11 protein-coding genes are annotated in these 11971 nt (G+C 65.1%); 2 read left to right on the forward strand and 9 right to left on the reverse strand.

What is annotated here, in order from left to right; genetic code table 11:
- Window positions 1–13: 13 nt before the first annotated feature.
- From GC088_RS01125 to GC088_RS01135, 3 genes are all read right to left on the reverse strand, one after another.
- Window positions 14–682, reverse strand: coding sequence for a tripartite tricarboxylate transporter TctB family protein (locus GC088_RS01125; protein WP_323960085.1), 669 nt, complete (start codon window positions 680–682; stop codon window positions 14–16).
- A 36-nt stretch (window positions 683–718) separates the two neighbouring features.
- A complete protein-coding gene (locus GC088_RS01130; RefSeq protein ID WP_323960086.1) occupies window positions 719–1720 on the reverse strand; it encodes a Bug family tripartite tricarboxylate transporter substrate binding protein in 1002 nt (333 codons plus the stop codon).
- Between the two features lie 177 nt (window positions 1721–1897).
- The gene (locus GC088_RS01135; protein WP_323960088.1) at window positions 1898–2830 is read right to left on the reverse strand and encodes a LysR substrate-binding domain-containing protein; all 933 of its coding nucleotides are present in this window, start codon (window positions 2828–2830) and stop codon (window positions 1898–1900) included.
- Window positions 2831–2931: 101 nt separating this feature from the next.
- On the opposite strand from GC088_RS01135, the gene GC088_RS01140 reads away from it, so the two are divergent.
- Together GC088_RS01140 and GC088_RS01145 are read left to right on the forward strand one after the other, a co-directional pair.
- Window positions 2932–4248 carry a glucarate dehydratase family protein gene (locus tag GC088_RS01140; RefSeq protein ID WP_323960089.1) on the forward strand — a complete coding sequence of 439 codons (1317 nt, stop codon included), beginning with the start codon at window positions 2932–2934 and terminating at the stop codon, window positions 4246–4248.
- The gene (locus GC088_RS01145) at window positions 4245–5267 is read left to right on the forward strand and encodes a 2-hydroxyacid dehydrogenase (RefSeq protein WP_323960090.1); all 1023 of its coding nucleotides are present in this window, start codon (window positions 4245–4247) and stop codon (window positions 5265–5267) included. The genes GC088_RS01140 and GC088_RS01145 overlap by 4 nt, the downstream gene beginning before the upstream one ends.
- 16 nt (window positions 5268–5283) lie before the next feature.
- Here GC088_RS01145 and GC088_RS01150 read toward each other — a convergent pair whose 3' ends face one another.
- The 6 genes from GC088_RS01150 to GC088_RS01175 are packed head-to-tail and all read right to left on the reverse strand — an operon-like array spanning window position 5284 to window position 11766.
- Window positions 5284–6006, reverse strand: coding sequence for a sulfite exporter TauE/SafE family protein (locus tag GC088_RS01150; RefSeq protein WP_323960091.1), 723 nt, complete (start codon window positions 6004–6006; stop codon window positions 5284–5286).
- Window positions 6003–7103: an ABC transporter ATP-binding protein gene (locus tag GC088_RS01155; protein WP_323960092.1), complete on the reverse strand. Its 1101-nt coding sequence runs from the start codon at window positions 7101–7103 to the stop codon at window positions 6003–6005. The genes GC088_RS01150 and GC088_RS01155 overlap by 4 nt, the downstream gene beginning before the upstream one ends.
- Window positions 7100–8143 (reverse strand): ABC transporter ATP-binding protein, encoded by a 1044-nt coding sequence (locus tag GC088_RS01160; RefSeq protein WP_323960093.1) that lies wholly within the window; start codon window positions 8141–8143, stop codon window positions 7100–7102. Before GC088_RS01160 ends, GC088_RS01155 begins: the two co-directional genes overlap by 4 nt.
- A 2-nt stretch (window positions 8144–8145) precedes the next feature.
- Window positions 8146–9126: an ABC transporter permease gene (locus tag GC088_RS01165; protein WP_323960094.1), complete on the reverse strand. Its 981-nt coding sequence runs from the start codon at window positions 9124–9126 to the stop codon at window positions 8146–8148.
- Between the two features lie 9 nt (window positions 9127–9135).
- Window positions 9136–10134, reverse strand: coding sequence for an ABC transporter permease (locus tag GC088_RS01170; protein WP_323960095.1), 999 nt, complete (start codon window positions 10132–10134; stop codon window positions 9136–9138).
- 36 nt (window positions 10135–10170) lie between these two features.
- Window positions 10171–11766, reverse strand: a complete 1596-nt coding sequence (locus GC088_RS01175) for an ABC transporter substrate-binding protein (protein ID WP_323960096.1) — start codon at window positions 11764–11766, stop codon at window positions 10171–10173.
- Between the last annotated feature and the right edge of the window lie 205 nt (window positions 11767–11971).

The following is an 11971-nucleotide window of genomic DNA, read 5'->3' on the forward strand; positions in this document are numbered from 1 at the left end:
GGTCTTCGGGTCTTTAGAGCAGGTGGGGGATGTTGGTCCCCAGACCCAGGATGAAGATTGCGTAGAAGGCAGCGACGATCAGCACTGAATACAGCGTCGCGGCGCGCCACGTCTCACCACCGAGGAACTTCATCCAGATGAAGCACAGCAGCAGGGCGGGGACCTCGAAGCCTATTACCGGCATCAGCCACACCAGACCCAGCAGGCTTAGGAAGCCGAACAGGGCCATCCGCGACAGGGGAGAGAACTTCTCCCCGTCCAGGCCCCCGCGCCGGCCGACAACCAGCTGCGCGAGGGCAAGGACGGTGATGATGAGGCAGATGATGAACGGCCAGGTCCCGGAGCCCGGCTGTGCCGGGCTCCCGAGGCCGAGTCCAACAGCTAGAACCATGCCTCCAACGCCCACGGCAACGGCAACCAACGACGCGGCGAGGTTGGCGATCGGGCCGGACGGCGGCGGTGATTCCGCTGCCCATTCGGCAGCGAGTTCCTCGGGAGTGAGGATCGGCGCCGGGCCTTCGAAGTCGGTGTACTGGCGGTTGTCTTCAGTACCCCCGATCCGGTGGGATCCACCGGTTCGGTCCGCGGTGTTTGCGTCTACCGCTTCGGTTACTTCGGTGACCTCGTCGGTCATCCTGTTTTCCGCGTCGTTGGTGCGCTTGGGCTCCATGGCAATGCTCATTTCAGCTGATGGTTCGGCTGGGACCAGGGCGAGGGACTACTCGGTGAGCGAGATGTCGTATTCCTCGATCAGAGCCTTGTACTGCTCTGCCAGGGCGTTCCATTCCTCGACTACTTCTTCGCCGGAGACTTCCCACGGAGCGAGGATGTTGGACTCGTTGAACTCCTTGTAGGCGTCGGTGGCCTGGGTGGCTTCGACGGACTCGACGAGGCGTGCCTTCACGTCTTCAGGCAGGCCCTTGGGAGCTGCGAGTGCACGGTACTGGGAAACAGGAACGTCGAAGCCCTCTTCGACTGCGGTGGGTACGTCCTGGAGGAACTCGCTGCGCTCTTCTGCGAAGGTGACGATCGGCGTTACGGTGCCTGCCTCGATCTGCGGAAGGGCTTCACCGAGCTGGATCGTGGCTACGTCCACCTGGTCGCCCATGACGGCGGTCAGGGCGGGGGAGCCGGAGTCGAAGGGAACGGCGGTGCCTTCAATCTCGGCCTGGGCGAACAGGACTGCCTGCGCCAGCTGGGAACCGGTGCCGACACCGGTGGTGCCGAAGTTGAGGTCGCCGCTTGCAGCCTTGACATCCTCGAGGTTCTCGATGCCGGATTCCTTGCTGGCAACCAGGACGTAATCGTCCTGCGACAGGCCGGCGATGACGTCGAGATCGTCAAGGCTGACCGCCTCGCCCTCAGGAACGGTGAGGGAGGTGATGGTGATCAGGGTGGCGTTGAGGAGAACGAGGTTTTCCCCGTTGGGCTCCATTGCCGCTACTTCCTTGGTGGCGAGTGCTCCGTTGGCGCCGGCCTTGTTGACCACGGGTACTGCGACGCCGAGGTCTTCAGCCATGCCTTCGGCTACCTGGCGGGCGATGCGGTCGGTCGAACCGCCGGCATCCTGTCCTACGGTGATGGTGACGGGGCCGCTGGGGAATTCAGCTTCGGCGGCGTCGCCGCCCCCACCGACGTTTCCTCCACAGGCGGACAGCGCCAGTACGCCGGCAGCTGCGGTGGTCGCCAGCATGGTGCGGCGGGTGAATGATTCTTTCACGACTTGGTTACTCCTCGGTAAGGAACGGCGTTGTTCTACTTCTCGGACCGCTTGATGTGATGGCACTCACGATGGCCCGATGAAAACTCTACGAAGAGGTAATGATGCGTGTCCAAGCCCACATATGCATGGAGTGATGCACTCGCAGTATCACGATGCGGTCTCTGGCGGAAGAGCCTAAAAGGAGTGGGAAGGCCCTGCGTCGGCTAGGCCGGACCCTTCCTCGAGAATGATGTCCAGCAGCCGTATGACTGCCGGGTTGGTTGTTGATTCGCTCCATGCAACGTCCAGGTCGGCGCGATTGAGGTCGGCGAGCCCCGGTTGGCCCACCAGTTCCTCGAAGCACACTCCCGGAGGAGCGAAATCCCTGGACGATGCCGGAACCAGGGTGACCCCGAGCCCGGCGGCTACGAACGCCAGCAGGGCGGGCGCCTGACTGGCGAACTGGGTGATCCTCGGATGGACGCCGGCACTTTCGTAGAGCCGCATGACCAGGTCGTAGAAGTAGCGGGCCTCGGCCGTCGAGTACATCATGAGCGGCAGCCCATCCAACTGCCGGAGGGATACGCCGTTCCCGCTTGCCAGTTCGTGTCCCTCGGGTAGTGCCGCAACGAGGCGGTCCTCCATGAAGGGGCGGGTGATAACGCCCGGCCGTGCAACGATCGGGCGCAGGAGGCCGATGTCGATCGAACCGCGGGACAGGGCGTCCAATTGATCCACGGATACGGCTTCACGCAGGACCAGCGAGACGCCCGGCATCTGGGCACCTGCCTTACGGAGGATCGCGGGCAGCGCAACCTGCCCGGCGATTGCTGTGTATCCGATGACTATGGACCCTGCCTCGCCGGTTGCCACGCGCCGCACGTCGAGGGAGGTCTTGCTGCAAAGGTCCAGTACCCTGCGCGCGGCCGGCAGCAGCACCTTGCCCGCCGCCGTCAGTTCAACCTTCCGGCTGTTGCGTTCAAAGAGCTGTGCGTCCAGTTCCCGCTCAAGTAGTTGGATCTGCCGGCTGAGCGGGGGCTGTGTCATATTGAGGCGCGCTGCTGCGGCTCCGAAATGCAGTTCCTCGGCGACGGCGACGAAGGACTCCAGCTGAATGAGGGAGAACATGAATCCACTCCTTGCATGATTTCGTGCTGATTTTAGCTTGGACAGCATGAATTAGCGGCGTTTAGCGTGAACGGGATCACACTTTACGAGAGAGGAAGCCGATGCTGACTTCTGCAGGAGCCCGCACTGAGGAAAGCTCCCCGCACTATGGCCAGGCCGCCATCACCGGGGTCACCATTACCCCGGTAGCGTTCGTAGACCCGCCCCTGCTCAATACGGTCGGGGTCCACGAGCCGTTCGCATTGCGGGCAATCCTGCAGATCCATACCGATGCCGGAGTGACCGGACTTGGCGAGACCTACGGCGATACGGGCCATCTGGCGCGCCTGCAGCTTGCCGCCCACGCCCTCGCCGGCGCCGACCCCTTCAATGTCAACGACCTCCGAGCCAGGATCACCCGGGCGCTTGCTGCGGACACCAGCAAGGGCGGCCATGGCATGAGCGGCATGGTTACGGGATCCTCCACGGCGGACCGCGTGCTGTCACCGTTTGACGTCGCCGCCTTCGATATCCAGGGAAAGCTGCTTGGGGTGCCTGTCAGCACTTTGCTCGGGGGCGCGGTCCGGGATGCGGTTCCCTTCAGCGGTTACCTCTTCTACAAGTGGGCGGGGCACCCCGGACAGGACGACGACAGCTGGGGGGCGGCGCTCGATCCCGAAGGAATCGTGGCGCAGGCTCAGCGCATGGTCTCGGGCTACGGCTTTTCTGCGCTCAAGCTCAAGGGCGGCGTGTTTGCACCGGACCAGGAGGCCGCGGCTATTGAGGCGCTGCGTGCAGAGTTCCCCGAACTTGCCCTGCGGATCGATCCCAACGCCGCCTGGACCGTGGATACCTCAATCTCGATCGGGCGCCGCCTGGAGGGAGTGCTTGAGTACCTCGAGGACCCCACGCCCGGCATCGAAGGCATGGCCGAAGTCCGCCGGAACGTGCCGATGCCGCTGGCTACGAACATGTGCGTGGTGAGCTTCGCCGACGTGCCGCCGGCCGTGTCGGCAGGTTCGGTGGACGTCGTTCTCTCGGACCACCATTTCTGGGGAGGGCTACGCCGGTCCCAGACGCTGGCCGGCATCGCAGAGACCTTTGCACTGGGGCTGTCCATGCACTCCAACTCCCACCTGGGCATCAGCCTGGCCGCCATGGTGCACCTGGCAGCGGCCACGCCCAACCTCGACTACGCCTGTGACACCCACTGGCCCTGGAAGCGGGAAGACGAGGACGTTGTCCTTCCGGGAGCCCTGACCTTCAAGGACGGTAGCGTTGCGGTTCCCACATCGCCGGGTCTCGGCGTTGAACTCGACCCGGAGGCGCTCGAGCGCCTGCACCGCCAGTACGTTGCCAGCGGCATCACGGAACGCGATGACACCGGCTACATGCAGCGTGTGCAGCCGAACTATGAGCTCAAGAGCCCGCGGTGGTGAGCGCCCCCAGCTCCGCAGCAGAACCTGCGCCCGCGGAGACAAGCACGCTGAAAGTAGCGGTTACTGACCCGATCATCACCCGCTTCGCCGACCACCTGACGGCGGGCGCCCCCGATCACGAGTGGATCTTTACGGATGGCACGGCGAAGGCCGAGCGGACAGCCATCCTGGCAGGCGCCGACGTCGTTGTCTGTTCCCGCATGGAAGCCGAAGAGGCCGCAGCTTGTACCGCTCGCCTGGTGCAGGTGACGGGAGCAGGTTTGGACCGGGTTGCCGTGGCCTCGCTTCCGGAGACCGTGGCCGTAGCCAACACCTTCCACCATGAACGCTCCATCGCCGAGCATGTGCTGATGTCCATCTTGATGCTCAGCAGGAGGCTGCCCGTAGCCGATGAGGAGCTGCGCGCCGGAGTGTGGCGTACGATCGCCACCGACCCCGACGTCCCGCTGCACCGCACCCTGGACACGATGACGCTTGGGGTTGTGGGCTACGGCGGTATCGGCAGTGAGACAGCCCGCCTCGCCGCCGCGCTCGGGATGGACATAGTGGCCGTCCGTAGCCGCCCGGAGGCGCCCCTGCCCGACGACGGCGCCCGCCCCCGCTGGGTGGGCGGCATCGGTGAGCTGCCCCGCCTGCTGGCGGAGTCCGACGTCGTCGTTGTCACTGTTCCGCTGACCGCAGCGACCGAGGGAATGATCGGAGTGCCGGAATTCGCGGCCATGCGGCCGGACGCCCTGCTGGTCAATGTTGCCCGTGGGCCTGTGGTTGACCAGGCCGCTCTGTATGGGGCGCTGCTGGAACGTCGGATCGGAGGTGCAGCCATAGACGTCTGGTGGGGTGCACCGGCCGCGGGACGGACACCGCCCGCCGATTTCGCGTTCGGTGAGCTGCCCAACGTGGTGCTGACACCACACTATTCGGGCCATGCCCGGTCGACCTTCGAACAGCGGGCCCGGGACATCGCAGAGAACGTGAACCGACTGGCCGCCGGTGGGCAACTGATCAACCGGGTGAGGTGAGGATGCAGCGGGGTTGCTAGCCGCCGGCGAGCAGCCGGATGATCAGCAGCCCCGCTCCACCTCCTGCAGCAAGCAGGGCAACCAACCGCAGCCGCCCGGCGTCGAGGAACCTGTTGAGCCAGCGCGAGATGCCGAAACCGAGAAGTACCACGGGAGCCAACCAGAGGAACGCGCTGAGGATCTCCGCGGTGACGGTGCCGGCAAGGGCCAGCAGGCCGACCGAGACAAGCGAACCGACGAGGAAGAAAGCACTCATCGTGCCGCGAAGCCGTGCCGGCGGTTGGCCTTGCCAGACGATCGCCATCGGGGCGCCTCCGATTGAGGTTGCCGTTCCCATAATGCCCGACAGCCCGCCCGCAGCAATCAGTGCGGGTCGGGTAGGAGCGGGGCGCCATCCGAGGAACGCGGAACCGACTCCGACCAGCACGCTGACCGCGACCAGCCAGGAGAGCGCGGCGGAAGACATAGCCACCGCCAGCCAGGCACCGACCACGCTGCCCGGAATCCTGCCCGCCAGCGCCCATGCAGCGCCGCGAAGGTCCAGGTGTGCGCGCTCGCGGAAGGTCACAAGCATGGTCACCAGGCACGCAAGCATCACTACCAGTGCGGGTAACAGTTCAGGCGCGATGAGGGCGATCACGGGTGCGGCAACCAGTCCGGCCCCGAAGCCGATGGAACCCTGAAGGGCGGTGGCGGCACAGACCGCCACCGCCAGGATGGTTAGTTCTCCCGGGCTCACGAACCGGCAGGGACAGGCGCGAGCCCGGCCTCTGCGGCATCCGCGAGTGGGAAGTGGCATTCGGCTGCGTGAATCGAAGGAACCTGTCCGGTCCGGATGGAAGGAACGCCCAGGTGCACCCTTCCCGCCTGCTCGGCGGTCTGCGCGGGCGGTGCAACACGTGCGCAGATGTCCTGCGCCTTCCAGCATCGGGTCCGGAACCTGCACCCCGACGGCGGATCCAGGGGAGAGGGCAGCTCGCCGCGCAGCACAATCCGCTCGGTCGGGCGATCTGCAGCGTTCAGCTTGGGCGAGGCCGACATGAGCGCTGCGGTGTAGGGGTGCAGCGGGCGCTCGAACACGTCCTCGGTGATGCCGGTTTCGATGATCCGGCCAAGGTACATCACAGCCACGCGGTCAGTGACGTGGCGGACCACGGACAGATCGTGCGAGATGAAGATGTAGCTCACTCCCAGTTTCTGCTGCAGCTCGTTCAGCAGGTTCAGCACCTGGGCCTGTACGGACAGGTCCAGTGCGGACACGGGCTCGTCCAGGATGATCAGCTCGGGATTGAGCGCAAGCGCCCGCGCGATACCGATGCGCTGGCGCTGGCCGCCGGAGAATTCCTGCGGCGACTTCTTGGCATCGGATGCCCTCAGGCCCACCAGTTCCAGCAACTCGTGGAGGCGGGCCTGGCGTTCGGAAGACGAGCGGAACAGGTCGCGGTGCGTGGCCCACGGCTCGGAGATGATTTCACCGGCGGTCATGCGGGCGTTCAGTGACGCAAACGGGTCCTGGAACACCATCTGTACCCTGCGCCGCCAGGCAAGCAGCTCCTTGCCCCGCAGACTGAAGGGGTCGGCGCCGTCGAAGGTGACCGTGCCGGCGTCGGGCTTTTCCAGCAGCATCAGGGTGCGGGCAAGAGTGGACTTTCCACAGCCGGACTCGCCCACCAGGCCGAGGGTCTCCCCGCGGCCCACGGACAGGTTGATGCCGTCCAGCGCACGCAGCTCGTTGCTGCCGGAGCCGCTGCGGGCAACGTGGAAGATCTTGGTGACGTCGCGGACCTCGAGGGCGGCAGTTTCGGCCTTCTGGTCACGCTCTAGCTGAGCGGTCATGCTCGGACTTCCTTCAGTGACGTCTCGGGATTGAGAAGTTCGGAAAAATGGCAGGCGGCGGAGCGCCCAGGAGCGGTTTCCCGCAGGGCCGGGCGTTTTGCGCGGCACAGTTCCTGCACCAGCGGGCAGCGGTCCTGGTAGACGCAGCCGGGCGGGATGTTCTTCAGCTCCGGTGGGCTGCCGGGAATCGACGAGAGCGTTGAGCCGCGCTCGGCGTCCGTCGGCACCGACTCAAGCAGTCCCTTGGTGTACGGGTGCTTGGGGTCGGCAAAGACCTCGTCAACCGGGCCCGATTCGACGACGTTCCCGGCATACATCACGCACACGGTGTCGGCCTCTTCGGCGACGACGGCGAGGTCGTGCGTGATGAGCACAACCGCCATGTCCTCTTCTTCGCGTAGGCGGCGCAGCAGATCCATGATCTGTGCCTGCACGGTAACGTCCAGCGCGGTGGTCGGCTCATCGGCGATGAGCAGCCGCGGGCTGAGGGCCACCGCTATTGCGATGAGGATGCGCTGGCGCATGCCTCCGGAGAACTGGTGCGGATAGGAATCCACGCGCGACTCAGGCTGGGGGATACCCACGCGAGCCATCAGCTTGATGGCCTCCTGCCGGGCTTCGGAGGCGGAAAGGCCGCGGTGGATCCGGAACGCTTCGCCGATCTGCACGCCTACGGGGTAGACGGGGTTCAGCGCGGTCAGCGCGTCCTGGAACACGATTCCCAGCTCAGAGCCGGCGATCTTCCGCCGCTGTTTAGCGTTCATGGGGGCGAGGTCCTTGCCCTCGAGCTCCATGGAGCCGCCAGCGACGTGGGCTACCGGGTCCAGGACTCCGGCGATCGCCTTGGCCGTCATGGACTTGCCGCAGCCGGATTCACCCAGAAGGGCGAGTGTTTCGCCTGCGCGGGCCTCGAAGCCTGCCGAGCTGACCGCCCGTACCGTTCCGAACGGAGTGCGGATGTCCACGTTGAGTCCGTCGACCTTGAGGACCACGGGATGGGTGCCCTCGGAGTGGCGGGTGGGTGCAGTTGTTTCCGTCATGGTCACTTTGACTCCTTGGCAGCAAGGCGGGTCACAAATTTTTTGCGGCCCGGGAGGGCGAGGCGCCAGCGCTGTCCGGGATCGGTCGCGATGCGCAGCCAGGCGGCGAGCATGTTCGCTGCGATCGCCGTGATCACGATGGCGAGGCCCGGGAAGATGGACAGCCACCAGGCGGTCTGCAGGTACTGCCGTCCCTGGGCCACCATGAGGCCCCAGGAGACATCCGGCGGCTGGATACCGATCCCGAGGAAGGACAGCGAGGACTCGGCGAGCATCACATAGCAGAACTCGAGGGTGGCCAGCGTGAGCAGGGTGGGCGTAACCACCGGGACCACGTGGCGACGGATGATCGCGTTGGGCTTGGCGCCGAAGGTGCGGGCCGCGTCCACGAAGGTGCGGCTTTGCAGCTCGGCTGACTCGGCCCGTGCCGTCCTGAGGTAGATCGGGATACGGGTCAGGGCGAGAATGAGCACGATGTTCGCGATCGAGGGGTTGAAGACATACAGCACGACGACGGCGAGCAGCAGGGAGGGGAAGCTCATGATCACGTCGGCGATGCGCATCGAGACGTTCTCGCGCCAGCCGCGGTGGTAGCCGGCCCAGATTCCCCACAGGGAACCGATCAGAAGGGCAATCGCCACAGCGGGGATGGCAACCAGGAGCGTGGTTTGGGTGGCGACAACGAGCCGCGCCAGAACCGACCGGCCCAGTGAATCCGAACCGAGGAGATACTCCCAGCCGTTGGCTGGGTCGAACGGGGCCTTGTTTGCGAACAGCAGGTTCTGGCGCGTTGCCAGTTCCCCCATCAGCATCGGCCCGAAAACAGCGGTTGCCAGCACAATGAGCAGGATGATCGCTCCCGCTGAGGCGAACTTGTCGCGGAGCAGCATGCGCAGCATGCTCGGGTGGTTGTTCTTGGCGGCGGTGCCCTTGCTCCTGGAACTTCCGTGGGCCCCGGCTGCGGTGCTAGAGGTTCGAGTCATCGTCTTCTCCTATGCCTGGGCTGTCGCGGTAGGCGTGGGGTCGGCGGGAGCAGCCGGCCGGGCGGGTGCCTTCTTCCGTCGGGCTGAGGCGCTTGCCGGCCGAACCCGCGGGTCAAGCAATGCGTAGGCAAGGTCGATCAGGATGTTCAGCACGAAGATGGCGATTGCGGTCAGCAGTACGGCGGCCTGGAGAACCGCGAAGTCGCGCTGCAGGATGGAGTCGATCATCAGCTTTCCGATTCCCGGCCAACCGAAGATGGTCTCGACGACGACCGCGCCGTTGACGAGCCCCACCATGAGGTCACCGGCAACGGTGAGGGCCGGAGCTGCCGCGTTGCGTAGCGCGTGCCGGGTGACAACCCGCTTCTGCGACGCGCCCTTGCTGCGGGCGAGCTTGATGTAGGGCTCGGACAGTGCGGACACCATTGCCCCGCGCACCACCTGGACCAGCGCCCCGAAGGGCCGCATCACCAGGGTGGCTATGGGCAGTATCCATGCCTCGGCTCCGACGACGCCGGAGGTCGGCAGCCAGCCGAGGGAGATCGCGAAGATCCAGATGCCGACGATGGCGAGCCAGAAGTCCGGGATGGAGGCCGCTGCCATCGACACGAAGCTGGCGATCCGGTCCGCGATCCCGTTGGGCTTCAGGGCCGCCCAGCTTCCCACAATGACCGCCAGGACGATGGCCAAAATCATTGTGGTGAGAGCCAGCTGAAGGGTGGCCGGGAAAGCCCGCAGCGCCATTGCCGCCGCGGACTCTCCCGTCCGGAGAGAGGTGCCGAAATCCAGCTGCAGCACGCCGCCGAAGTAGTCGGCCATCTGCACCAGCAGAGGCTGGTCCAGGCCGTTTCGCGTTGCGAAGTCCTCGCGCATCTGCTCGGTGGCGTTCAACGGCAGATACAGGCTGGCCGGGTTACCGGTCATCCTTGCCAGCGCGAAGACTCCGATCACAACTACAACCAGCGGCAATGCGCTGGAAACGATACGTTTCCGCAGATAGGTCAGCATGGCTTCCCCCTCCTATTCCACTCCGTTGGTTGACCGCTACTGCGCGGGCTTGATCTCGGCCAGGCGCAGCTCGTCACCGGTGGACGAGTTCGGCTCGTAGTCGATGGTCTCGGCCTTTCCGATCATGCCGGTCTGGTGCATGATGTGGGCGAACTGGACAACCTCTTCGTTCTGGTAGGCGAAAATTTCCTCGAACGCGCTCTGGCGTTCGTCTCCGGTTGCCGCATTGGCTTCCTGGATCATGGCGTCCAGCTCAGGCGTGCCGAAGGCGCTCTGAGCGCCGTCGGTGAGCATGTACTGGTCCACCGTGAACGCCGCGTCACCGGCCTGGTTGCCGTGCTGCGTCATGTGCAGGATGGCGCCTTCGTCTTCAACGAAGGGGCGTACCTGGTACTGCAGGTGCTGGCTGGTCTCGAGCATCTTGAGCTCGACGTTCAGGCCGGCCTGCTTCAGCTGCTCCTGGAGCACCTGGCCCAGTTCCTGAATCTTTGGGAACTGTGCATTGCGCACGATCAGGCTGATGGGGGCGCTGGTGTCGACGCCGTCGGCCTGCGCTTCGGCAACCAGGGACTTGGCCTGCTCGAGGTCGAACGGCCAACCTTCGAGTCCTGCATTGTGGCCGACGATGCCTTCGGGTACCAGCTGCGCGGCAACCTTCTCGCGTCCGCCGTACAGGCTCGCCACGATGCCTTCCTTGTCAATCGCGTAGTTCACGGCCTGACGGACGCGGATGTCATTGAACGGAGGCTTGTCCGTGTGCATGCGCAGCGCGACGGTCTCGTTGTTGGGGTAGGGGACGCCAAGGTCGCCGATGTTGTCTTCAGGGCTGAGGCCCATCGCGATGTCGGCCTCGCCCGAGGTGACCATTGCAGCGCGCACGGTGCCCTCTGCACGCCACTGATACTCGGCCTTCGGGAAGGCGGGCGCCTCACCCCAGTAGCCGTCGTAGGCGGACACGGTGATCTTTTGGCCGGCCTGCCACTCATCGAGCTTGTACGGCCCCGTGCCGATCGGTTCCCGGACCTTCTCGGTGTCGGAGGTCTCGCTGGGGACAACCTCGAGGAACGACAACCGCAGAGGCAGGATGGGGTCCGGCCCGACAGCGGTCACGCTGAGTGTAGTGTCATCGACGACCTCGACGGTGAGGTCGTCGTCGCCAAAGACGTAGCCTTCCACGTTGCAGCCAAGCTGGGAGTTGACCGCGCGCTCAATGGTGTGCGCGGCGTCTTCAGCCGTGAAGTCGCTGCCATCATGGAAGGTTACGCCTTCGCGCAGCTTGAAGGTCCAGGTGGTGTCGTCCTCGGAGCTCCACTCGGTGGCGAGCTTGGGCTCCAGTTCACCGGTTGAAGGATTGCGCTCGACGAGGGGCTCGGTGATGGTGGAGCGGTCGATCACGCCGGTGCTGGTCAGGTTGGACTCGCAGGGCTCCAGCGTCGGCGGCTCCTGCTGAAGGACCACCCGCAGGGTGTCCGAAGCCTCGGCGGTGCTGCCTTCGGCATTCTCCGAGTTGGCCACCGCACAGCCGCTCAGCAGCATGGTGCTGCCGACCGCCGCGGATGTCAGGGCTAGGGCCAGACGGCGCTTGGCCGAGCCCGTCTTTTCCGATGACCCGGAAGTGGGTTCAAACGTCATTGTTTCCTCCGAAGGAGCCAGTGATGAAAGCCGGTGAAACTGGGATAAATGCCGGCTGTGACCCAACTTTGTGATTGTCATCACGGCGAGTCAAGAGGCGAAACAAGTGTGAAGAAGCCCGGAATCAAGCGGAACGATGCGGTTCCCGAAGAAGTTCCGCGCCGTTTCGCGGAACTTTGTGATCCATGCCTCAGAGGTATCGATC

This window comes from Arthrobacter sp. JZ12 (assembly GCF_035189165.1).
In the GTDB taxonomy this organism is placed as follows: domain Bacteria; phylum Actinomycetota; class Actinomycetes; order Actinomycetales; family Micrococcaceae; genus Arthrobacter_D.

Coding starts and splice junctions, on each gene's coding strand:
- GC088_RS01160 (WP_323960093.1), bottom strand. CDS start 8,143: ATGACGGAAACAACTGCACCCACCCGCCACTCCGAGGGCACCCATCCC.
- GC088_RS01125 (WP_323960085.1), bottom strand. CDS start 682: ATGAGCATTGCCATGGAGCCCAAGCGCACCAACGACGCGGAAAACAGG.
- GC088_RS01175 (WP_323960096.1), bottom strand. CDS start 11,766: ATGACGTTTGAACCCACTTCCGGGTCATCGGAAAAGACGGGCTCGGCC.
- GC088_RS01170 (WP_323960095.1), bottom strand. CDS start 10,134: ATGCTGACCTATCTGCGGAAACGTATCGTTTCCAGCGCATTGCCGCTG.
- GC088_RS01135 (WP_323960088.1), bottom strand. CDS start 2,830: ATGTTCTCCCTCATTCAGCTGGAGTCCTTCGTCGCCGTCGCCGAGGAA.
- GC088_RS01140 (WP_323960089.1), top strand. CDS start 2,932: ATGCTGACTTCTGCAGGAGCCCGCACTGAGGAAAGCTCCCCGCACTAT.
- GC088_RS01155 (WP_323960092.1), bottom strand. CDS start 7,103: ATGACCGCTCAGCTAGAGCGTGACCAGAAGGCCGAAACTGCCGCCCTC.
- GC088_RS01165 (WP_323960094.1), bottom strand. CDS start 9,126: ATGACTCGAACCTCTAGCACCGCAGCCGGGGCCCACGGAAGTTCCAGG.